Source organism: Rahnella sikkimica (assembly GCF_002951615.1).
Lineage (GTDB): Bacteria > Pseudomonadota > Gammaproteobacteria > Enterobacterales > Enterobacteriaceae > Rahnella > Rahnella sikkimica.
Genome location: NZ_CP019062.1, coordinates 2,709,889 through 2,731,220, shown reverse-complemented (window position 1 = coordinate 2,731,220; position 21,332 = coordinate 2,709,889). Strand labels below are relative to the sequence as shown.

The 21,332-nt window shown below is 53.9% G+C and carries 19 protein-coding genes and 1 other RNA gene; 14 read left to right on the top strand and 6 right to left on the bottom strand.

The window, feature by feature from the left end:
- Positions 1-9: 9 nt before the first annotated feature.
- The 8 genes from pgk to BV494_RS12660 all read left to right on the top strand — a co-directional run bounded on the left by pgk (position 10) and on the right by BV494_RS12660 (position 10,791).
- A complete protein-coding gene (gene pgk / locus BV494_RS12695; RefSeq protein ID WP_104923198.1) occupies positions 10-1,173 on the top strand; it encodes a phosphoglycerate kinase in 1,164 nt (387 codons plus the stop codon).
- 129 nt (positions 1,174-1,302) lie between these two features.
- Positions 1,303-2,382 carry a class II fructose-bisphosphate aldolase gene (gene fbaA, locus BV494_RS12690; RefSeq protein WP_104923197.1) on the top strand — a complete coding sequence of 360 codons (1,080 nt, stop codon included), beginning with the start codon at positions 1,303-1,305 and terminating at the stop codon, positions 2,380-2,382.
- Between the two features lie 137 nt (positions 2,383-2,519).
- Positions 2,520-3,602 (top strand): LacI family DNA-binding transcriptional regulator, encoded by a 1,083-nt coding sequence (locus BV494_RS12685; protein ID WP_104923196.1) that lies wholly within the window; start codon positions 2,520-2,522, stop codon positions 3,600-3,602.
- Positions 3,603-3,737: 135 nt separating this feature from the next.
- Entirely contained in the window at positions 3,738-6,836 is a 3,099-nt protein-coding gene (locus tag BV494_RS12680; RefSeq protein ID WP_104923195.1) for a beta-galactosidase, read from the top strand.
- Positions 6,837-6,896: 60 nt separating this feature from the next.
- On the top strand, positions 6,897-8,165 hold the full coding sequence (locus tag BV494_RS12675) for an MFS transporter (protein WP_104923194.1): 1,269 nt from the start codon (positions 6,897-6,899) through the stop codon (positions 8,163-8,165).
- A 133-nt stretch (positions 8,166-8,298) separates the two neighbouring features.
- Entirely contained in the window at positions 8,299-9,180 is an 882-nt protein-coding gene (gene mscS, locus BV494_RS12670; RefSeq protein ID WP_104923193.1) for a small-conductance mechanosensitive channel MscS, read from the top strand.
- Positions 9,181-9,349: 169 nt separating this feature from the next.
- On the top strand, positions 9,350-9,967 hold the full coding sequence (argO, locus tag BV494_RS12665; protein ID WP_104923192.1) for an arginine exporter ArgO: 618 nt from the start codon (positions 9,350-9,352) through the stop codon (positions 9,965-9,967).
- 104 nt (positions 9,968-10,071) lie between these two features.
- A complete protein-coding gene (locus BV494_RS12660) occupies positions 10,072-10,791 on the top strand; it encodes an oxidative stress defense protein (protein ID WP_192938005.1) in 720 nt (239 codons plus the stop codon).
- Positions 10,792-10,982: 191 nt separating this feature from the next.
- On the opposite strand, the gene BV494_RS12655 is transcribed toward BV494_RS12660, so the two are convergent.
- On the bottom strand, positions 10,983-11,885 hold the full coding sequence (locus BV494_RS12655; RefSeq protein ID WP_056773177.1) for a LysR family transcriptional regulator ArgP: 903 nt from the start codon (positions 11,883-11,885) through the stop codon (positions 10,983-10,985).
- Between the two features lie 215 nt (positions 11,886-12,100).
- Here BV494_RS12655 and rpiA point away from each other — a divergent pair, with 215 nt between their 5' ends.
- Both rpiA and serA read left to right on the top strand, forming a co-directional pair.
- Positions 12,101-12,763 (top strand): ribose-5-phosphate isomerase RpiA, encoded by a 663-nt coding sequence (rpiA, locus tag BV494_RS12650; RefSeq protein WP_104923190.1) that lies wholly within the window; start codon positions 12,101-12,103, stop codon positions 12,761-12,763.
- A 340-nt stretch (positions 12,764-13,103) separates the two neighbouring features.
- A complete protein-coding gene (gene serA / locus BV494_RS12645) occupies positions 13,104-14,342 on the top strand; it encodes a phosphoglycerate dehydrogenase (protein ID WP_104923189.1) in 1,239 nt (412 codons plus the stop codon).
- 155 nt (positions 14,343-14,497) lie between these two features.
- Here serA and ydgU read toward each other — a convergent pair whose 3' ends face one another.
- The 5 genes from ydgU to zapA form a co-directional block, all read right to left on the bottom strand.
- Positions 14,498-14,578: a small membrane protein YdgU gene (gene ydgU / locus BV494_RS26480; RefSeq protein ID WP_456095398.1), complete on the bottom strand. Its 81-nt coding sequence runs from the start codon at positions 14,576-14,578 to the stop codon at positions 14,498-14,500.
- Between the two features lie 116 nt (positions 14,579-14,694).
- Positions 14,695-15,183 (bottom strand): acid resistance repetitive basic protein Asr, encoded by a 489-nt coding sequence (gene asr, locus BV494_RS12640; RefSeq protein WP_104923188.1) that lies wholly within the window; start codon positions 15,181-15,183, stop codon positions 14,695-14,697.
- A gap of 180 nt (positions 15,184-15,363) precedes the next feature.
- Entirely contained in the window at positions 15,364-15,960 is a 597-nt protein-coding gene (locus BV494_RS12635) for a 5-formyltetrahydrofolate cyclo-ligase (protein ID WP_104923187.1), read from the bottom strand.
- A 39-nt stretch (positions 15,961-15,999) separates the two neighbouring features.
- Positions 16,000-16,183: non-coding RNA, 6S RNA (gene ssrS, locus BV494_RS12630), on the bottom strand.
- A gap of 49 nt (positions 16,184-16,232) precedes the next feature.
- On the bottom strand, positions 16,233-16,562 hold the full coding sequence (gene zapA / locus BV494_RS12625) for a cell division protein ZapA (protein ID WP_013576788.1): 330 nt from the start codon (positions 16,560-16,562) through the stop codon (positions 16,233-16,235).
- 253 nt (positions 16,563-16,815) lie between these two features.
- On the opposite strand from zapA, the gene BV494_RS12620 reads away from it, so the two are divergent.
- The 4 genes from BV494_RS12620 to ubiI are packed head-to-tail and all read left to right on the top strand — an operon-like array spanning position 16,816 to position 21,211.
- Positions 16,816-17,388 carry a YecA/YgfB family protein gene (locus tag BV494_RS12620; protein WP_104923186.1) on the top strand — a complete coding sequence of 191 codons (573 nt, stop codon included), beginning with the start codon at positions 16,816-16,818 and terminating at the stop codon, positions 17,386-17,388.
- Positions 17,389-17,442: 54 nt separating this feature from the next.
- Positions 17,443-18,759, top strand: a complete 1,317-nt coding sequence (gene pepP / locus BV494_RS12615) for a Xaa-Pro aminopeptidase (protein ID WP_104923185.1) — start codon at positions 17,443-17,445, stop codon at positions 18,757-18,759.
- Between the two features lie 18 nt (positions 18,760-18,777).
- Entirely contained in the window at positions 18,778-19,956 is a 1,179-nt protein-coding gene (gene ubiH / locus BV494_RS12610; RefSeq protein WP_104923184.1) for a 2-octaprenyl-6-methoxyphenyl hydroxylase, read from the top strand.
- 28 nt (positions 19,957-19,984) lie between these two features.
- Positions 19,985-21,211, top strand: coding sequence for an FAD-dependent 2-octaprenylphenol hydroxylase (gene ubiI / locus BV494_RS12605; RefSeq protein ID WP_104923183.1), 1,227 nt, complete (start codon positions 19,985-19,987; stop codon positions 21,209-21,211).
- Positions 21,212-21,332: the final 121 nt, after the last annotated feature.

Here is a 21,332-nt window from a genome sequence, read left to right as displayed (position 1 = left end):
GGATTCACCATGTCTGTTATTAAGATGAGCGATCTGGATTTAGCGGGTAAACGCGTACTGATCCGTGCCGATCTGAATGTGCCAGTTAAAGATGGCAAAGTAACCTCAGATGCACGTATCCGCGCTTCTTTGCCAACCATCGAAATTGCCCTGAAACAAGGCGCACGCGTGATGGTTACCTCGCATCTGGGTCGTCCGACTGAAGGCGAATATAACGAAGAGTTTTCTCTGCTGCCGGTTGTTAATTATCTGAAAGAACATCTGAAATCTCCAGTGCGTCTGGCTAAAGATTATCTGGATGGCGTTGAAGTTGCCGAAGGTGAGCTGGTTGTTCTGGAAAACGTTCGCTTTAACAAAGGCGAAAAGAAAGACGACGAAGCCCTGTCCAAAAAGTATGCTGCCCTGTGTGACATCTACGTGATGGACGCATTCGGTACCGCGCACCGCGCGCAAGCTTCTACCCACGGCGTAGGCAAATTTGCCCCTATCGCGTGTGCCGGTCCGCTGCTGTCTGCAGAACTGGAAGCACTGGGTAAAGCACTGGGTAACCCGGCGCGTCCGATGGTTGCCATCGTCGGCGGCTCTAAAGTTTCTACCAAACTGACCGTTCTGGATTCCCTGTCCAAAATCGCTGACCAGCTGATTGTTGGCGGTGGTATCGCGAACACCTTCGTTGCGGCTCAAGGCAACAACGTCGGTAAATCTTTGTACGAAGCAGACCTGGTCGGTACCGCAAGCAAACTGCTGGAAACCTGCGATATTCCTGTCCCAACTGACGTTCGCGTTGCGACCGAGTTCTCTGAAACTGCGGTTGCTACCGTGAAGTCTGTTAAAGACATCAAAGATGACGAACAAATTCTCGACATGGGCGATGAGTCTGCTTACCGCCTGGCTGAGATCATTAAAAACGCTAAAACCATTCTGTGGAATGGCCCGGTAGGCGTGTTCGAGTTCCCTAACTTCCGCAGAGGAACCGAAATTGTGGCGCAGGCCATTGCTGATAGCGAAGGCTTCTCTATCGCAGGCGGCGGCGACACTCTGGCAGCTATCGACCTGTTCGGTATCGCTGACAAAATTTCCTATATCTCCACTGGCGGTGGCGCATTCCTGGAATTCGTTGAAGGGAAAGCACTGCCAGCGGTTGTGATGCTGGAAGAGCGTGCTAAGAAGTAATGAACCCTGAACGAACGGCATAAGGCTGTTCGTTCTTCTTTGCCGCGCGAGGGGCTGCACAGTGGAACTCGCGCGACATAGCAAACCGATTCAATCCATCTACGGCCGACGAATACAGGACAAAGAACTATGTCTAAAATTTTTGATTTCGTAAAACCAGGCGTTATCACTGGTGATGATGTACAAAAAGTTTTCGCTATTGCTAAAGAAAACAAATTTGCACTGCCAGCGGTAAACTGCGTAGGCACCGACTCTATCAACGCCGTTCTCGAAGCTGCTGCGAAAGTCCGTTCACCAGTTATTGTTCAGTTCTCTAACGGTGGCGCTGCGTTCATCGCAGGTAAAGGCCTGAAAACTGACGTGCCACAAGGCGCGGCAATCCTGGGTGCAATCTCTGGCGCACACCATGTGCATCAGATGGCAGAACATTACGGCGTGCCAGTCATCCTGCACACTGACCACTGCGCGAAAAAACTGCTGCCTTGGATCGACGGTCTGCTGGACGCGGGTGAAGCTCACTTCGCGAAAACCGGTAAACCTCTGTTCTCTTCTCACATGATCGACCTGTCTGAAGAATCTCTGGAAGAAAACATCGAAATTTGCAGCAAGTACTTAGCTCGCATGGCAAAACTCGACATGACTCTGGAAATCGAACTGGGTTGTACTGGTGGTGAAGAAGATGGCGTAGACAACAGCCATATGGACGCATCTGCACTGTACACTCAGCCGCAAGACGTTGATTACGCATACGAAAAACTGAACGCAATCAGCCCGCGTTTCACTATCGCTGCGTCATTCGGTAACGTTCACGGCGTGTACAAACCAGGTAACGTTAAACTGACTCCAACGATCCTGCGTGATTCTCAGGAATACGTTTGTAAGAAACACAACCTGCCACACAACAGCCTGAACTTCGTGTTCCACGGCGGTTCCGGTTCAACTGCAGCAGAAATCAAAGAATCTGTAGGCTACGGTGTTATCAAAATGAACATCGATACCGATACCCAATGGGCAAACTGGGACGGTATTCTGCAGTTCTACAAGAAAAACGAAGCTTACCTGCAAGGTCAGTTGGGTAACCCGGAAGGCGCGGACAAACCTAACAAGAAATTCTATGACCCGCGCGTATGGCTGCGTTCTGCACAGGCTTCCATGGTGACTCGCCTGGAACTGGCATTCAAAGAACTGAACGCAATCGACGTACTGTAATTCTTATCCTTCTGGTGCTTGACCACCGGAATGTGAGGATCATAACCAAAGGGGCTTCGGCCCCTTTTTTATTGTCTGCTTTCCGGCCACAATAACCCGTCCAGTGCATTCCCGCATGAATCCCCGAAGAGAGAGCCATGAAGCCAAAATCTGTCACCCTCGACGACGTCGCACGTCAGGCGGGCGTTTCCTATCAGACCGTTTCGCGCGTACTGAATCAGGCGGCGCACGTCTCGGCAAAGACGCGGGATAAAGTCGAACAGGCTATGGCTGCGCTCAATTACGTGCCGAATCGCGTCGCGCAGCAACTGGCCGGAAAACAGAGTTATACACTGGGGCTGGCGACTACCGAACTCGCGCTTCATGCGCCGTCACAAATTGCTTCCGCCATGAAAACCCGCGCCAATCAGTTAGGTTTTAACGTCGTTATTTCGATGATTGATAACCTGAGCCTTTCGGCCTGCCGTACAGCGGTGAACGAACTGATGTCGCAGCGCGTTGATGGCGTGCTGATCAACGTGCCGCTCTCGAACGATGATGCGGGCGCGATTGCGCAGCTGTGTGGCGATTTGCCGGTGCTGTTTCTGGATGTCGATCCGCAGGCTGAGGTCTTTAAAATTCTGTTCGATCCGCATTGCGGGGCAGAGCAGGGCGTTGAACACCTTCTGGCGCTGGGGCATCAGAAAATTGCGGTGCTGACCGGCCCGCTGGAATCCATCTCCGCGCGACTGCGCTACGAAGGCTGGCTGAGTACGCTGGCAAAGCACCAGATTACGCCCTGTGCGGTGCAGCACGGCGACTGGAGCGCGGCTTCCGGTTACCAGCAGGCATTATTGCTGCTCAACCAGCCGGTGCGGCCTACGGCGATCCTGATTGCTAATGACCAGATGGCGCTGGGCGTGCTGCGTGCGGTACATGAATATGGCCTGCGCGTGCCGGAACAAATTTCCGTGGTCGGCTACGACGACACCGAAGACAGCGCGTTTTTCTTCCCGCCGCTGACCACCATCAAGCAGGATTTCCGCCTGCTCGGGCACGAAAGCGTCAACCGGCTGGTCGATCATCTGCATATTCATGGCGATAAGCAGCAATCTTCGCTGTTGTTGCCGACGTCTCTGGTGGAACGCCACACAACGTCGAAACCCGGTGAGTCCGCCGTTTCCCAGGAAGCACTGTCGCAGGAACTTCTCCGCATCGCCCGCCAGCTTAGCCCGCGCTGATTCACTTTTCCTGCTTCTCCGGCGCGGGATCTGTGATCCGCGTCCCTTTCCCGCATTCCCCTGCTTTACTTAATCGTTCCCGTTACGCATGTTTATATTATTGTGAGCGCATAACAATTTTGAATGGGGAACTTTATGACACTATCAGCGGACGAAAAAATGTCGTCACTGGCCACGGTTCTGGGGCGTCGTGACTGGGAAAAACCGTCGTCGACGCAATATAACCGCCTTGCGGCGCACCCGCCTTTTAACAGCTGGCGGGAAAGTGAAGAAGCCAGAAAGAATAAGGGTTCTGTTAGTGCCCGTTCCCTGAACGGGGAATGGCAGTTCAGCTATTTTAACCGGCCGGAATCCGTGCCGGAGCAATGGTTAGAACGCGATCTCGCGGATGCAGACAAGGTTCAGGTGCCGTCTAACTGGCAGCTTGCCGGTTATGATGCGCCGATTTACACCAACGTTCAGTACCCGATCCCGGTCAATCCGCCGTTTGTGCCGGAAGAAAATCCTACGGGTTGTTACTCGCTCACAGTCAATATGGATAAAGACTGGCTGAGCAGCGGCCAGACGCGCATTGTGTTCAATGGCGTAAATTCTGCTTTCTATTTGTGGTGTAACGGCAAATGGATCGGCTATTCCCAGGACAGCCGTTTACCGGCTGAGTTCGATCTCATCGACGTGCTGCACGCGGGTGAAAACCGGCTGGCGGTGATGGTGCTGCGCTGGAGCGACGGCAGCTATCTGGAAGATCAGGACATGTGGCGCATGAGCGGCATTTTCCGCGACGTCACCTTGCTGCACAAACCGGAGGAGCAGATCACGGATTATCAGGTTCGAACGCATCTGTTCCACGGTTTCACGCAGGCTGAACTGGAAGTGCAGGTCAGCGCCGCCGTGCCGCAGGAAAATGCTACGGATTATCAGATTCGCGTGCAGCTCTGGCAGGGCGATAAGCCGGTTGCAGAACATCAGCAGTCGCTGGGCAGTGAAATCATTGATGAACGCGGCAGCGCATTTGATAAAACCACGCTGCGGTTGCCGGTCAGCCAGCCGGAATTGTGGAGCGCCGAACAGCCTTCGCTCTACCGCGCGGTCATTTCCCTGATCTCTCCGCAAGGCCAGCTGATTGAAGCCGAAGCCTGCGACGTCGGGTTCCGTCAGGTTGAAATCAGCAACGGATTGCTGAAAGTTAACGGTCAGCCGGTGCTGATCCGCGGAACCAACCGTCACGAACATCACCCTGAAAACGGTCAGGTGATGGATGAAGCGACCATGCGCCGCGACATCGTGCTGATGAAACAACACAACTTCAATGCGGTGCGTTGCTCGCATTATCCGAACCATCCGCTGTGGTACACACTTTGCGATCAGTACGGTTTGTACGTGGTCGATGAAGCCAATATCGAAACTCACGGCATGCAGCCGATGAACCGGTTATCGGACGATCCGGTCTGGTTCAATGCGTTCAGCGAACGCGTTACCCGCATGGTTCAGCGCGACCGCAACCATCCGTGCATCATCATCTGGTCACTGGGCAATGAATCCGGCCACGGCGCGAACCACGACGCGATGTACCGCTGGATCAAATCCGTCGATCCGACGCGTCCGGTGCAGTACGAAGGCGGCGGTGCCAACAGCGCGGCGACCGACATTATCTGCCCGATGTATTCCCGCGTGGAGCAGGATCAGCCATTCCCGGCGGTACCGAAATGGTCTATCAAAAAGTGGATCAGCATGCCGGATGAAACGCGTCCGCTGATCCTCTGCGAATACGCTCATGCGATGGGCAACAGCTTTGGCGGCTTTGACAAATACTGGAAAGCCTTCCGTCAGTTCCCGCGCTTGCAGGGCGGTTTTGTCTGGGACTGGGTGGATCAAAGCCTGCTGAAAACGGACGAAAACGGCGAGCGCCATATGGCCTATGGCGGCGATTTTGGCGATACGCCAAACGACCGTCAGTTCTGCATGAACGGCCTGGTCTTTGCCGACCGCACGCCGCATCCGTCACTGTTTGAAGCGCAGCGCGCACAACAGTTCTTCCAGTTTTCACTGGTCAGCACATCGCCTCTCACACTGGAAATTCAAAGCGAATACCTGTTCCGCCGCAGCGATAACGAACAGCTGGTGTGGCGTATCGAACGCGATGGCGAGGTGATTGCACAGGGCGAAGACGCGCTGAATATTGCGCCGAATGGCGTGCAAAAACTCGAACTGGGGGAAATCCCGAAAGCCGGCGGCGATTTGTGGCTGAACGTGGCCGTGCATCAGCCGCAGGCGACGGCGTGGTCGCAAGCCGGTCACCGCAGTGCGTGGGATCAGTGGCAGTTACCGCAGGCGCTGAGCCTGCCGGAGCCGGAGGAAATCTCTGCCGCTGCACCGGTTCTGGATATTCAGGACGGGAATATTTCTGTGGTTCATGGTGCGCAACGCTGGCAGTTCAGCCAGAAGAGCGGCCTGCTGGAACAGTGGTTCGATGGCAAAACGCCGCGCCTGCTTTCAGCGCTTCGCGACCAGTTTGTCCGCGCGCCGGTGGATAACGATATCGGTGTCAGCGAAACCACGCGTATTGATCCGAATGCGTGGGTGGAACGCTGGAAAGCTGCCGGAATGTATCAGCTCGAATCGCAGTTAATCAGCATCAGCGCCGGTCAGCTTCAGGACGGCGTGGTCGTCAACACCACGCACGCTTATCTTGCTGGCGGAGAAACCCGGCTGCTGAGCCGCAAAATTTACCGTATCGACAATCAGGGCGAACTGCATATCAGCGCGGATGTTCGCGTGGCGTCAAACGTGCCGTCGCCGGGACGCATCGGCATGACCTGCCAGCTGGCAGACACCGCTGAGAACGTCCGCTGGCTGGGACTGGGGCCGCATGAAAACTATCCGGATCGCCGTCTGGCTGCACAACATGGCCGCTGGACATTGCCACTCGGCGAACTGTATACGCCTTACGTTTTCCCGACCGAGAGCGGTTTGCGCGGTGAGACGCGTGAACTGGAATACGCCGGATGGACGTTACGGGGCAATTTCCACTTTGGGCTGAGCCGCTACAGCCTGCAACAGCTGATGGACACCAGCCACCGCCATTTATTGCGTGAAGAAGAGGGGACATGGCTGAACATCGACGGCTTCCATATGGGCGTCGGCGGTGATGATTCCTGGAGTCCAAGCGTCAGCCCGGATTTCCTGCTAACTGCCGGTCAGTATCATTATTCGTTCACCTGGAAACGTGCCTGACATCCCGCGCCGTGGCGTTAACCCGCTGCGGCGCAGTTTTCAGTCGTAAGGAAACTGCTTATGTATTACCTGAAAAATACTAACTTTTGGATGTTCGGGCTGTTCTTCTTTTTCTACTTTTTCATCATGGGTGCGTATTTCCCGTTCTTCCCGATCTGGCTGCACGACATCAATCAGATCAGCAAAAGTGACACCGGTATAATATTTGCCAGCATTTCGCTGTTCTCCCTGTTATTCCAGCCGGTGTTTGGTTTGCTGGCCGATAAACTGGGCGTGAAAAAGCATCTGCTCTGGGTGATCACCGGCATGCTGGTTCTCTTCGCGCCGTTCTTTATTTACGTGTTCGGCCCGCTGCTGAAAATTAATATTTATCTCGGTTCGGTGGTCGGCGGGATTTATCTTGGCCTGATTTACAACGCCGGTGCGCCTGCAATTGAAGCGTATATCGAAAAAGTCAGCCGCCGCAGCAGCTTTGAATTTGGCCGTGCGCGGATGTTCGGTTGTGTCGGCTGGGCGCTTTGCGCGTCGGTGGTCGGCATCATGTTCACCATCAACAATGAATTTGTTTTCTGGCTCGGTTCCGGCTGTGCGGTGATCCTCGCCATTCTTTTGCTGATCGCCAAACCGGAAGTGACATCCACCGCGCGGGTGGTGAACGAACTGGGGGCGAACACCAAACCATTCAGCCTGAAGATTGCGCTTGAGCTGCTCAAAGATCGCAAACTGTGGTTCCTGGCGCTGTACGTGATCGGTGTGTCCTGTACGTACGACGTCTTCGACCAGCAGTTCGCCAACTTCTTTACCTCGTTCTTTGATTCGTCATCCGAAGGTACGCGCGTATTCGGTTACGTCACCACCATGGGCGAGCTGCTGAACGCCTGCATCATGTTCTTCGCACCGCTTATCGTGAACCGTATTGGCGGGAAAAATGCGCTGCTGCTGGCCGGGACGATTATGTCGATCCGCATCATCGGCTCGTCGTTTGCCTCATCGCCGCTCGAAGTGGTGGTGCTGAAAACGCTGCACATGTTTGAAGTGCCGTTCCTCATTGTCGGCTGCTTCAAATACATCACATCAGTGTTTGAAGTGCGTTTCTCCGCGACGATTTATCTGGTGACGTTCTGCTTCTTCAAACAGGTTGCGATCATGTTCATGTCCGTTTTCGCCGGGAATATGTACGACCGCATCGGTTTCCACGGCACGTATCTGATCCTCGGTCTGGTGGCGCTGACGTTCACGGTAATTTCGGCCTTTACGCTGAGCGGAAGAGGACCACTCCAGGCGTTCAAAACGCAGGAATCGTTGAAAAACAGTCGTGTAAACTCCTAATCTGTTCACCTTTAGCGTTGGTAGTTGGCACTTCATCGCATTGTTCGTTAACCTTAAAGAGCACTTGCTGCCCGTCGTATCGGGCAGCTTTGGTTTCTTTCAGCCCGACAGGGTTTTATTTGGGGTACGCTAAATGGATGATTTGAACGTTGTGGACGGCATTAACAGTGCTGGCAACTGGTTGGTGAGAAACCAGGCCTTACTGCTTCACTATGCTGTGAATATTGTGGCCGCCATCTTTATTCTGATTGTGGGGCTGATTGTTGCCCGTATCGTTTCCGGTGCTGTCAGCCGGGTTCTGAAAATTCGTGGTATTGACCTGACCGTTTCCGATTTCCTTTCCGCCATGGTGCGCTACGCGATTATCGCGTTCACGCTGATTGCGGTTCTGGGGCGAATCGGCGTGCAAACCACGTCGGTCATTGCCGTTATCGGTGCCGCCGGTTTGGCCGTCGGTTTGGCGTTGCAGGGCTCGTTGTCTAACTTTGCCGCCGGCGTGCTGCTGGTGATCTTCCGTCCGTTCCGTGCGGGCGAATATGTAGATCTGGGTGGCGTAGCCGGTACCGTAACGCAGGTGCAGATTTTCTCCACCACGCTGCTGACGCCGGACGACAAAATGATCGTCGTGCCGAACGGTAAAATCATCGCCGGTAACATCATCAATACCTCGCGTGAGCCGAATCGTCGGACCGAAATCATCGTGGGCGTTGGCTATGATTCTGATATTGATGTCGTGAAGAAAGTGCTGGGCGATATTATTGCCGCTGACAAGCGTATTCAGCATGAGCGAGGGGTGACCATTCGTCTGAACGAAATGGCCGCATCAACGCTGAATTTTGTGGTACGCGTCTGGAGCACCAACGGCGATGCTCAGGAAATTTACTGGGATTTGCTGGAAGCGTTCAAACGCGCGCTGGATACCAACAATATCAACATTGCGTATCCGCAAATGGATGTTCATTTGTACCCGGCGGCACCGGTCGTTGGGGATAAAAACGCACAGCCTGCGGAATAACGTCGCAGCTTTCAACCGGCGCCTTCGGGCGCCTTTTTTGTGTCTGAAAATCGTCTTTTTAAATAATAAGCCAGGCTAATGACCGATTAGAAATATCCATTTCCTCTAATGACACGAAAGCCCTTACACTGCGCGCAATCTCTGTTACTCACTCTTTAAGGATATTCACGTGCTGGCTGTTTTCCTGCAAGGACTGGCGATGAGCGCCGCAATGATTTTACCCCTCGGGCCGCAGAATGCGTTTGTGATGAACCAGGGCATTCGCCGCCAGTATCATCTGATGATTGCGTCTTTATGCGCGCTGAGCGATATCGTGCTGATTTGCGGCGGCATATTTGGCGGCAGCGCGCTGCTGAGCAAATCGCCGTTGTTGCTGGCGCTGGTGAGCTGGGGCGGTGTGGCATTTCTGCTGTGGTATGGCTGGGGCGCATTCCGTACGGCGTTCAGCAAAAATCCGGAACTGGCGCAGGCCGAAGTGGCCAGGCAAAGCCGCTGGAAAATTGTCGTCAGTATGCTGGCGGTGACCTGGCTCAACCCGCACGTTTATCTCGATACGTTTGTCGTGCTGGGCAGCCTGGGCGGAAGCCTGAGCCCAGATGAACGTTCGTGGTTTGCGCTGGGTGCGGTGAGTGCTTCTGTGCTGTGGTTCTTCGGGCTGGCGATCCTCGCGGCATTGCTCGCGCCGTGGCTGAACACCGGGAAAGTGCAGCGCGTCATCAACTTTATCGTCGGTACCATTATGTGGGGGATCGCCATTCAGCTGGCGCGCCAGACCGGCGTATTTTGAGTTTTTGTCACTAATCTTAGTTTCAGTTGTAACAGTTTATGCTACGGTTTTGCGGATTGACTGAACTATCTATTGCCAGATCTTTAATGATTAATGGAGGCACTGTGAAACTGAAAGCATTAGCTGTAGCAGCGATGTTGGGATTAGGGACTTTACCTTTGGCGTTGCACGCGGCAGAAGTTCCTGCCGGGCCGCACGTGGTGACATCAGGTACGGCAAGCGTTGACGCCACACCGGATATCGCGACGCTGGCGATTGAAGTGAGCGTATCGGCAAAAGATTCCGCGAGCGCCAAGAAACAAGCCGACGATCGTGTCGCGGAATATTTTGGTTTCCTGCAGAAAAACGGAATTGAAAAGAAAGACATCAATGCCGCGAATCTCAGCACACAGCCGGAATACAACTACCTGAAAGACGGCAGTTCAGAGCTGAAAGGCTACCGCGCGGTGCGTCAGGTTCAGGTGACATTGCGTCAGCTGGATAAACTGAACGATTTGCTGGATGGCGCGTTAAAATCCGGCCTGAATGAAATCCGTTCGATTGAACTGGGTGTCGCAGATCCTGCTCGTTTCCGTGATGAAGCGCGTCAGAAGGCCATTGATAACGCGACGCAGCAGGCAAAATCGCTGGCGGAAGGCTTCCACACCAAGCTGGGGCCGGTTTATAGCATTCGTTATCACGTAGCGAACTACCAGCCAATGCCGGTTGCGCGGATGTTTAAAGCCGCCGCCGCACCGACGCAAAATGATGCCGCTGAAACCTACGAACAGCAAAGCATTCACTTTGATGATCAGGTGGATGTGGTGTTCGAACTCCAGCGTTAATATCTTTCATACTTCGAGCTGCAGATGCGTTGGCTGCGTTCAGTCACCCGAATCACTTACTTGAGTAAGCTCATCGGGACTCCTTCGCTTGCCGCCTTCCTGCAACTCGAATTATTTCGGATACTCAGAGGCAGACGTCCATGTAAAAAACCCGCTTCGGCGGGTTTTTTGTTTTGTACTGCGGGGGGAAATCAGTCCTGACGCAACACCTGATGGCCGTGTGCCAGCAGGGCGTCGGTGACTTTACGCATCATGCGGCTTTCCGGCGCAAAGCGATGCCAGTACAGCATCCGGCGCTGGAACAGGCCGGGCGTCAGGTCAATAAGTTCGCCGCTTTCCAGCTCTTTCTCGATTTGCAGATGCGGGATCATACAGCAGGTGGTGCCCTGACGGGCCAGCTGTACGAAGGCTTCCGACGAGTTAACGATATGACACGGCACGCTGCCCGGTGACAAATCGAAGTTCTGTTGCAGGAAAGCCTGATGCATGTCGTCGAGATGATCAAACGCAACCGCTGGCGCTTTCAGCAGCGCGGAACGGGTCACGCCGTTCGGGAAATAACGGTCAGCAAAAGGTTTAGAGCCAACAAACAGATAATCCAGCGCACCGAGTTGATCGACCAGACAGCTCGGAAGCGGCTGCGGCTGAATACTCACCGCGCCGACCACTTCACCGCGGCGCAGACGTTCTTGTGTCCGGGTTTCATCTTCGACCTGCAAATTCAGGCGGATAGGCGAATCGACCAGCACAGATTTCAGCGCCGGTAACAGCCAGGTTGCCAGACTGTCGGCGTTGACCGCCAGCGAAAGCAGCAGCGGCGTATCATTACTGTCGCTGTTACTGTCACTGCCGAGCCACTCTTCTTCCAGTAATTCCACCTGATGCAACAACGCCAGCAATTTCTGCCCCTGTTCCGTCGGACGGGGTGGCACGGTACGCACCAGCAGAGGCTGGCCGAATAAATTTTCCAGTTGCTTAATGCGCTGAGAGACCGCCGATTGGGTGATGCAAAGCTTTTGTGCGGCGCGCTCAAAACCGCGCTCACGGATCACCGCGTCCAGTGCCTGTAGTGTTCTATAGTCCGGGCGTTTCATCGGAGTACTGTCCCTTAGATTTAATTTTATCCGGACACTATGCCACAGATTGTCAGGATTTGTGGTGAGGAAAATCGGGCTGCTTACAACACAATTGCACTTAATAAGTGTGATCTGGCGACGCTCTTGTCTGCCCAATCTGGCGGGACATGCTTTATAATCACCGACACTTTTCCGTATTCACGCCACTTACGTTATCAGACAGAGAAGCCATTATGACGCAGGAAGAATTGAAAAAAGCAGTCGGCTGGGCCGCACTGGATTACGTGACACCGGGGACCATCGTCGGTGTCGGGACCGGATCCACCGCCGCTCATTTTATCGATGCACTGGGGTCGATCAAAGGCCAGATTGAAGGCGCAGTGTCCAGCTCCGATGCTTCAACGGCAAAGCTGAAAAGCTTAGGTATCCACGTTTTCGACAGCAACGAAGTGGACTCGCTGGACGTTTACGTTGACGGCGCGGATGAAATCAACGGCTTCATGCAGATGATCAAAGGCGGCGGCGCGGCGCTGACCCGCGAAAAAATCATTGCGGCTATCGCCAAAAAATTCATCTGTATTGTGGATGCGTCTAAACAAGTTGATGTGCTGGGTAAATTCCCGCTGCCGGTAGAAGTCATCCCGATGGCGCGTTCTTACGTTGCGCGCGAACTGGTGAAACTCGGCGGCTTGCCGGAATACCGCCAGAACGTTCTGACTGACAACGGCAATATCATTCTCGACGTGCATAATCTGAGCATTCTTGATGCCGTCGCGATGGAAAATAAGATCAACGGAATTGCGGGCGTGGTGACGGTAGGGCTGTTTGCCAATCGCGGCGCTGACGTTGCGCTGGTGGGCACTTCTGAAGGCGTAAAAACTGTCACGCTGAAGTAACACATCAATAAGCAGAAGATCTGGCTGCTTTCGCTGAATGCAGCCAGTCATCCCCCTGTCATAACACAATGTTATGAAGATGATAATTTTCTGACTGAATCATCTTTTCTTCAAAAGCCTTAATTTGGTGACTTATGTCACATTTCTGACCGGCACCTCCAGAACGTCTCGCTCTGCAAAATCTAACCAGCAGGAAATGCTGAAAACCAACAAGCTCGGTGAGCCTTCTGCTGGCGGGCAGGCAATCGTTTGTATTGATGATGGCGTATTTTTTGTTATGTTGACTGTGAGCAGTCACCTAGCAGTTCGAATTCAGCCAGAAAAAATATAGGGTCGGGAAATGGCAAAAGTATCACTTGAGAAAGACAAGATTAAATTTTTGTTAGTGGAAGGCGTCCACCAAAGTGCGGTTGATACACTCCGCGCAGCGGGTTACACCAATATTGAATTTCACAAAGGTGCTTTAGATACGGAATCGCTGAAAGAGTCGATCCGTGATGCGCACTTTGTTGGACTCCGATCGCGTACTCAGCTGACCGAAGAAGTGTTCCAGGCAGCAGAAAAACTGGTGGCTGTAGGCTGTTTCTGTATCGGGACCAATCAGGTAGATCTGAAGGCGGCAACCCGTCGCGGTATTCCGGTGTTTAACGCACCGTTCTCCAACACCCGTTCCGTCGCCGAAATGGTGCTGGGTGAAATGTTGCTGATGATGCGCGGTATCCCTGAGGCCAACGCCAAAGCTCACCGTGGGATCTGGAACAAACTGGCCGTCGGCTCTTTTGAAGCACGCGGTAAACGTCTGGGTATTGTGGGCTACGGCCACATCGGGACACAGCTCGGTATTCTGGCGGAAAGCCTGGGGATGCGCGTCTTCTATTACGATATCGAAAGCAAATTGCCGTTAGGTAATGCGCAGCCGATTGCGACGCTGGAAGAATTGCTCAGCACCAGCGACGTCGTGACACTGCACGTGCCTGAAACTCCAGGGACCAAAGACATGATTTCCGAAGTGCAACTGGCACAAATCAAGCCGGGCGCACTGTTGATCAACGCATCACGCGGCACGGTGATCGATATTCCTGCCCTGTGCAATGCGCTGCGCAGCAAACATCTGTCCGGTGCGGCTATTGACGTCTTCCCGGAAGAACCAGCGACCAACAGCGATCCGTTTAATTCTCCGCTGTGCGAATTTGATAACGTGCTGCTGACGCCACACATCGGCGGTTCCACCATGGAAGCGCAGGAAGGTATCGGTCTGGAAGTGGCGGGTAAACTGGCGAAATACTCTGACAACGGCTCTACCTTGTCAGCGGTTAACTTCCCGGAAGCCTCTTTGCCAGCGCATACCGAGAAAGCCAGCCGTTTACTGCATATCCACGAAAACCGTCCGGGCGTGCTGACCAGCATCAACCAGATTTTCGCGGAGCAGGGCATTAACATTGCGGCGCAATATCTGCAAACCAGCCCTGAAGTGGGTTATGTGGTTATCGATGCAGAAACGGATATCACCACGCTGACCACTGCACTGCAACTGATGAAAGCGATTCCGGGCACTATCCGTGCGCGTCTGCTTTACTGATAAGCTTGCACAGTGAAACAACATAAACCGCCGAAAGGCGGTTTTTTTATGCCATTTCCCGCCGACGGGAAGAAAGTATTTGATGAGTCTTTTGCCTGATTGCTCAATGTGTTGAGCCGGTGACGGGCGTCATCTCAGGGCATTTCACGAAAATGTCAGAAGTAAAAGAACAGGCTGACCAGACCACAGAGGATCAGCGAAGACAGGGTGATTTCGAACTGAAAGCGGCGCAGCATCATCCGGAGTACCTCAGGATAAAAACTGGAGAAAAAAACACCCGGCGAACCGGGTGTAAATTTATCAGTCTTGGTAATTGTGAGTTAATGCCTCACAAAGACTTCTTGGTCACTTCTTATGCTGCTGGTGTTGCTTTTACAGCTGGAGCAGCTTTCTTAGCATGTTTCACATGTTTCTTAGCTGCCTGCGCTTTCTGAGCTACCGGAGCCGCTTTCTTAGCATGTTTCACGTGTTTTTTAGCTGCCTGCGCTTTCTGAGCTACCGGAGCCGCTTTCTTAGCGTGTTTCACGTGTTTTTTAGCTGCCTGCGCTTTCTGAGCTACCGGAGCCGCTTTCTTAGCATGTTTCACGTGTTTCTTAGCTGCCTGCGCTTTCTGAGCTACCGGAGTCGCTTTCTTAGCGTGTTTCACGTGTTTTTTAGCTGCCTGCGCTTTCTGAGCTACTTTCTTATGAGTCTTGTGTTTGGTTACGTGCTTGGCAGCAGGAGCCGGAGCAGCAGTCGTTGCTGTCGCAGCCGGTGCCGGCGTTGCTGTAGTTTCAGCAGCGAAAGCGACAGAAGACAGACCCATTGCAGCGGCTACAACCAGAGCTAATACTTTTTTCATGTTTAATTCCTCAGAGATATCGGTTTATGTGTCTGCCCCACTGCGGGGCCGTTGAGAAGATAATAGACATGACGGATTTTATTGTCCGTGAGGGATTGGTTTCGGCGTGTAACGGTATGTATAAGGGGAATTTTCTGAAGGGCGTAATATCTGAGAGGAGTATTAACAGTTAGCCGGTCTTTACCACGTCCACACTTTGCCCGGCGTGATCACCTGCGGCAAAGGCACATCCCAGTGTTCCACCGGTAAGGCATCCACCTGCTGGCAATCATGCGCTAAGCCAATCGGATACGGACCGCCATCCTGCCAGTGTTCCAGCGTGCGGTCATAGAACCCGCCGCCCATACCCAGACGTTGCCCGTAGCAGTCAAACGCCACCAGCGGCGTCAGAATGATATCCAGCTGTGACAACGGCAACACCTGCGTGACATCGAGCTGCGGCTCAAGAATTTTAAGACGATTGCGCACCAGCGGCGTTTCAGGTGTATAGCGCAGGAACAACAGATGATGAGGCGAAAAAGGATGCAATACCGGCAGACAAAGCTCTTTTCCTTCCTGCCACAGGCGCTGAATCAGCGGTGCGGTATCAAGCTCTCCGTCGAAAGACAGAAAGACAGAAATTGTTTTTGCCGAATGAATTTTAGGATGTGCGGCAACGCGGTCAGCGGCCTGAAGGGCAAACTGTGCTTGCTGATAGGCAGTCAGATTTTTTCTGCGCTGGCGAATTTCAGTACGGATATTTTGTCGGGCAGAAGCAAACTGAGGAGTGTGCGACATAGATACAAAAACCAGAAAGGGATGTACCGAAAAGAAAGGGGAATCTCCGAGATGCCGTCGCAGGCTGTAACCCTTGAACCCATGGTTCAAGGTGAACGTGCTGTCGCAGTCTTTAGGCTTCTCGGACGGACCGAGCATGCGCACCGATTACGGATCATCACATTCTGTTGGTACTAATTATCGGCTCAGGGGACGGGCCCGCTGGCGAACATCTCAGAGAAATTTTTTACCGTTTCTGACTGGCCTGTGACGAGCCACATCAGCAACGTTTTTTATTCGAAAGGCGCCCCTTCACGTTCAGAGATCCGGCCTTGTTCGAGCAATGCCTGCTCGATGGTTTGTTGCAACATCCGAATACGTTGTTCCATATTGGATGCGTAATCGCGCGTTTTCAACCTTTCCTGAGCAAGTTCGTGACATACGTTCAATGCCGCGATGAAAACCAGTTGCTCTGTATTGGTGACTCTAGTGCGAACTTTAAGATCTTGCAACCGCTGATTAAGATCTTCAGCTGCCAGATTCAGTGCTTCCTGTTGTTCTGGCGGACAATTCACCCGTAAAGAGCGACCAAAAATTTGAATATCTACCGGTTGTGCAGACATGCCACCTTCCTGCTGATTTATTCGTCCGCCCCAACGTGACCACTACGACCTGGCGCAGGATGTTGGAAGCGGGCGCCACTATAACTATCTCAATACCAGGTTACAACCCCATGACCGGCTGACTGCTGCCCGATTGTTCAGGGCGTGCCATTCAGGCCAAAGTGAGCCTGATTGCGGGCTGCTAATCTGGTACTACGACAGACCTTGGTGGTAGCATAACACGAACTTAACCTGCCAACGATGGCGAATGCGCATGTCTATTGAGAATACTTACCCTACTTACGATTCGTTGGATCAAAACCTGAAACAACAATCGGTTGCTTTGACCGCAGCAGAAATGCACGGTCTGATCAGTGGCTTACTGTGTGGCGGCAACCGCGACGGCAGCTGGCTGACGATGGTGCATGATCTGACCAACGAAGGCATGGCCTTCCCGCATACGCTGGCAGATTTGCTGCAACAGCTACGCAAAGTCACGTCCGATACGCTGGAAGATGACAGCTTCGAATTTAAAATGATGATGCCCGATGATGACAAAAGCGTCTTCGAACGTGCCGACGCGCTCGCCGGTTGGGTCAACCATTTCCTTCTCGGCCTTGGCATGATGCAGCCTAAACTCGCGAAAGTGAAAGGCGAAGTGGGCGAAGCCATCGACGATTTGCGTAGCATCGCGCAACTTGGCTACGACGAAGATGAAGATCAGGAACAACTGGCGCAATCTTTAGAAGAAGTGGTGGAGTACGTGCGTGTGGCGGCCATTTTGTGCTTTGGCGAATTCGGCCACAGCCTGCCGTCTGCACCGGAAAATGCCCGTACGTTGCACTGATTATTTGAGAGCCTGTTTAATAACAACGAACTAAAACGATTTCAGGAGAAAGTGATGACTCAGCAAGAGATCGAGAACCGTCGCCAGGCGCTGTTAGCGAAGATGGCCCCGGGAAGCGCTGCGATAATTTTTGCGGCCCCCGAAGCCCCGCGCAGCGCCGACAGTGAATATCCGTATCGTCAGAACAGTGACTTCTGGTATTTCACCGGTTTCAACGAACCGGAAGCCGTTCTGATTCTGGTAAAAAGTGATGAAAATCATAACCACAGCGTGCTGTTTAACCGCGTGCGTGATCTCACCGCTGAAATCTGGTTCGGGCGTCGTCTGGGGCAGGAAGCGGCACCGGCTAAGCTGGGCGTGACCAAAGCCTTGCCTTTCGGCGACATCAACGACCAGCTTCACCTGCTGCTCAATGGCCTCGATGTGGTCTATCACGCGCAGGGCGAATATGCCTATGCCGATGAAATCGTTAACCGTGCGATGGAAAAACTGCGTAAAGGTTTTCGTCAGAACTTCGCCGCACCCGCGACCGTCACTGACTGGCGTCCGTGGGTTCATGACATGCGTCTGTTCAAATCCGCCGAAGAAATCGCGGTTATGCGCCGTGCGGGGCAAATCACCGCGCTGGCGCACACCCGCGCGATGGAAAAATGCCGTCCGGGCATGTTCGAATATCAGCTCGAAGGCGAAATTCACCACGAATTCAACCGTCACGGCGCGCGCTATCCTTCCTACAACACCATTGTCGGCAGCGGTGAAAACGGCTGCATTCTGCACTACACCGAAAACGAATGTGAAATGCGTGACGGCGATTTAGTGCTGATCGACGCCGGTTGCGAATACAAAGGCTACGCGGGCGATATCACCCGTACCTTCCCGGTGAACGGCAAATTCAGCAAAGCGCAGCGTGAAATCTACGACATCGTGCTGGCGTCAGAATACAAAGCACTGGAGATTTTAAAGCCGGGCAGCAGCATTCAGGCAGCGACCGAAGCGGCCGTGCGCGTGATGATTGAAGGTCTGGTGAAACTGGGCGTGATGAAAGGCGACGTCGACACGCTGTATGCCGAACAGGCGCACCGTCCGTTCTTTATGCACGGCCTTTCTCACTGGCTGGGGCTGGATGTTCATGACGTCGGCCATTACGGCTCGGCAGAACGCAGCCGTACGCTGGAACCGGGTATGGTGCTGACCGTGGAACCGGGTCTGTACATCGCGCCGGACGCCGACGTCCCGGAAGCGTATCGCGGCATCGGTATTCGCATCGAAGACGACATTCTGATCACCGCGACTGGCATCGAAATTCTGACCGGCGACGTGGTGAAAGAAGCCGATGATATCGAAGCCTTAATGGCGGCGGCACGTAAATAATATGAGCATTGTTTCTCTATGAGCATAGTGATTGTTGGCGGCGGAATGACCGGTGCCACGCTGGCGCTGGCGATCTCCTCGCTGACGCAGGGGCGTCTGCCGGTGCATCTGGTGGAAGCCACTGCGCCGCAAGAACACGGACATCCGGGTTTTGACGCCCGTTCAATTGCGCTTGCGCAGGGAACCTCTCAGCAACTGGCGCGCGTCGGGATCTGGCCGGCACTGGCAAAAATTGCGACGCCTATCCGTGACATTCACGTCAGCGATCGCGGTCATGCGGCTTTTGTGAATCTCACGGCGGCGCATTACGGTGTTGAAGCGCTGGGTCATGTTGTTGAGCTGCATGAAGTCGGTAATCGTCTGTTTGCCATGCTCAGCAAGGCGCCCGGCGTGACGGTGCATTGCCCGGCAAAAGTGGTTGATGTTCAGCGACAAACTGACAGCGCGAGTGTCACGCTCGACAGCGGTGAAACCCTGACCGCGCAACTGCTGGTCGCCGCCGACGGTTCCCATTCGTCGCTGGCGAAAGCCTGTAGTATCAGCTGGCAGCGCGAGGATTACGGGCAGATTGCCGTCATTGCCAACATCGCCACCAGCGAACCGCATAACGGCCGCGCGTTCGAACGCTTCACCCAAAACGGACCGCTGGCTTTATTGCCGATGTCCGACGGTCGTAGTTCGCTGGTCTGGTGCCACCCGCGCGAAGCCCGTGAAGAAATTGATCACTGGAGCGAGGCGAAGTTCCTTAGCGAACTGCAAAAGGCCTTTGGCTGGCGTCTGGGCACTATGAAACAGGCCGGTAAACGCTTCAGTTATCCACTGCAATTACAGAAAGCCAACAGCCATATCAGCCATCGTCTGGCGCTGGTGGGCAACGCGGCGCAAACGCTGCATCCGATTGCCGGTCAGGGATTTAACCTCGGCCTGCGCGATGTGATGACGCTGGCGGAAACGCTGGCAGGTGCCGCAGGGCAGGGCAACGACGTCGGCAGTTATCGCGTACTTTGCGATTATCAGAACCGCCGTCAGCCAGACCAGCAGGCGACCGTTGGTGTAACCGACGGCCTGATCCACCTCTTTGCCAACCGTTATCTGCCATTAATGGTCGGCCGCAATCTGGGTTTACTGGCGATGGAAGGCATCACGCCGTTGCGCGATGCGTTTACAAGGCGGACGCTCGGCTGGGTTGACCGTTAATTCCGCGCCGGGCCTTACAGGAAAAATTATGCAATCTTTTGATGTGGTTATCGCCGGTGGCGGAATGGTCGGTCTGGCGCTGGCGTGCGGATTACAGGGCAGCGGTCTGCGCGTTGCCGTGCTGGAAAACCAGCTTCCGGATCTCGATTCGCCATTGCCGGAACAGCCGGGCCTGCGCGTTTCTGCCATCAATGCCGCCAGCGAGCGTCTGCTCAAATATATCGGCGTCTGGGACAATATCATCGCCCAGCGTGCGAATGCGTATCAGGGAATGGAAGTCTGGGATCGCGACAGCTTCGGTAAAATTGCCTTTCGTGGCGAAGAATACGGTTTCAGCCATCTGGGTCATATTATCGAAAATCAGGTGATTCACCGCGCCCTGTGGCAGCGGGTAGAAAACGCTTCTGACATCACGCTGCTGGCACCTGCGACGCTGAAAAATGTCGCATGGGGCGAAAACGACGCGTTTGTGACCCTCAGTGATGACCGCCAGCTCAGCGCGCGTTTAGTGGTCGGCGCTGACGGCGCGCAGTCGTGGCTGCGTCAGCATGCCGATATCCCGCTGACGTTCTGGGATTACCGCCATCATGCACTGGTTGCGACCATTCGCACCGAAGAGCCGCACCAGTCTGTCGCACGGCAGGTTTTCCACGGTGAAGGTATTCTTGCGTTTCTGCCGCTGGCGGATGCTCATTTGTCTTCTATCGTCTGGTCGGTTTCGCCGGATGAAGCGCAGCGTCTGAGCGCCCTGGCACCGGAAGAATTCAATAAAATTCTCGCGAGCACATTTGACCTGCGTCTGGGCGTTTGTGCTGTCGAAAGCGAACGCGTGACCTTCCCGCTGACCGGCCGTTATGCCCGCAGTTTCGCCGCGCCACGTCTGGCGCTGGTGGGCGATGCGGCGCACACCGTGCATCCGCTGGCCGGGCAGGGCGTCAATTTAGGTTTTATGGACGCCGCCGAGCTGGCTTCCGAAATCAAACGCCTGCAAAAAGAAGGCAAAGATTTCGGTCAGCACATGTATTTGCGTCGTTACGAGCGCCGCCGTAAACACAGCGCGGCGCTGATGCTGGCGGGAATGCAGGGCTTCCGTGAACTGTTTGCTGGGGATAATCCGGCGAAGAAATTACTGCGTGATATCGGCCTGACGCTGGCGGATTCCTTGCCGGGCGTGAAACCGCAACTGGTCCGTCAGGCGATGGGGTTGAACGATCTTCCTGAATGGTTACAGGACGATTCACTTCGATTGAAATAATCTAATTTCAGCTCGGTTTTACCATTATTTTTTCTAATCCGAGGCCGGATTCCTCATTCTGAAAAGGGTGAGAAATCCGGCCTCGCCGTTATATAACATCGATACTTTTGGTGTTTATTTG

Bases quoted from the DNA above. Each gene is read 5' to 3' on its own strand.
- BV494_RS12685 (WP_104923196.1), top strand. From the start codon at position 2,520: ATGAAGCCAAAATCTGTCACCCTCGACGACGTCGCACGTCAGGCGGGC.
- BV494_RS12680 (WP_104923195.1), top strand. From the start codon at position 3,738: ATGACACTATCAGCGGACGAAAAAATGTCGTCACTGGCCACGGTTCTG.
- fbaA (WP_104923197.1), top strand. From the start codon at position 1,303: ATGTCTAAAATTTTTGATTTCGTAAAACCAGGCGTTATCACTGGTGAT.
- zapA (WP_013576788.1), bottom strand. From the start codon at position 16,562: ATGTCTGCACAACCGGTAGATATTCAAATTTTTGGTCGCTCTTTACGG.
- pepP (WP_104923185.1), top strand. From the start codon at position 17,443: ATGACTCAGCAAGAGATCGAGAACCGTCGCCAGGCGCTGTTAGCGAAG.
- ydgU (WP_456095398.1), bottom strand. From the start codon at position 14,578: ATGCTGCGCCGCTTTCAGTTCGAAATCACCCTGTCTTCGCTGATCCTC.
- pgk (WP_104923198.1), top strand. From the start codon at position 10: ATGTCTGTTATTAAGATGAGCGATCTGGATTTAGCGGGTAAACGCGTA.
- BV494_RS12620 (WP_104923186.1), top strand. From the start codon at position 16,816: ATGTCTATTGAGAATACTTACCCTACTTACGATTCGTTGGATCAAAAC.
- ubiI (WP_104923183.1), top strand. From the start codon at position 19,985: ATGCAATCTTTTGATGTGGTTATCGCCGGTGGCGGAATGGTCGGTCTG.
- BV494_RS12675 (WP_104923194.1), top strand. From the start codon at position 6,897: ATGTATTACCTGAAAAATACTAACTTTTGGATGTTCGGGCTGTTCTTC.
- serA (WP_104923189.1), top strand. From the start codon at position 13,104: ATGGCAAAAGTATCACTTGAGAAAGACAAGATTAAATTTTTGTTAGTG.
- ubiH (WP_104923184.1), top strand. From the start codon at position 18,778: ATGAGCATAGTGATTGTTGGCGGCGGAATGACCGGTGCCACGCTGGCG.
- mscS (WP_104923193.1), top strand. From the start codon at position 8,299: ATGGATGATTTGAACGTTGTGGACGGCATTAACAGTGCTGGCAACTGG.
- asr (WP_104923188.1), bottom strand. From the start codon at position 15,183: ATGAAAAAAGTATTAGCTCTGGTTGTAGCCGCTGCAATGGGTCTGTCT.
- BV494_RS12635 (WP_104923187.1), bottom strand. From the start codon at position 15,960: ATGTCGCACACTCCTCAGTTTGCTTCTGCCCGACAAAATATCCGTACT.
- BV494_RS12655 (WP_056773177.1), bottom strand. From the start codon at position 11,885: ATGAAACGCCCGGACTATAGAACACTACAGGCACTGGACGCGGTGATC.
- rpiA (WP_104923190.1), top strand. From the start codon at position 12,101: ATGACGCAGGAAGAATTGAAAAAAGCAGTCGGCTGGGCCGCACTGGAT.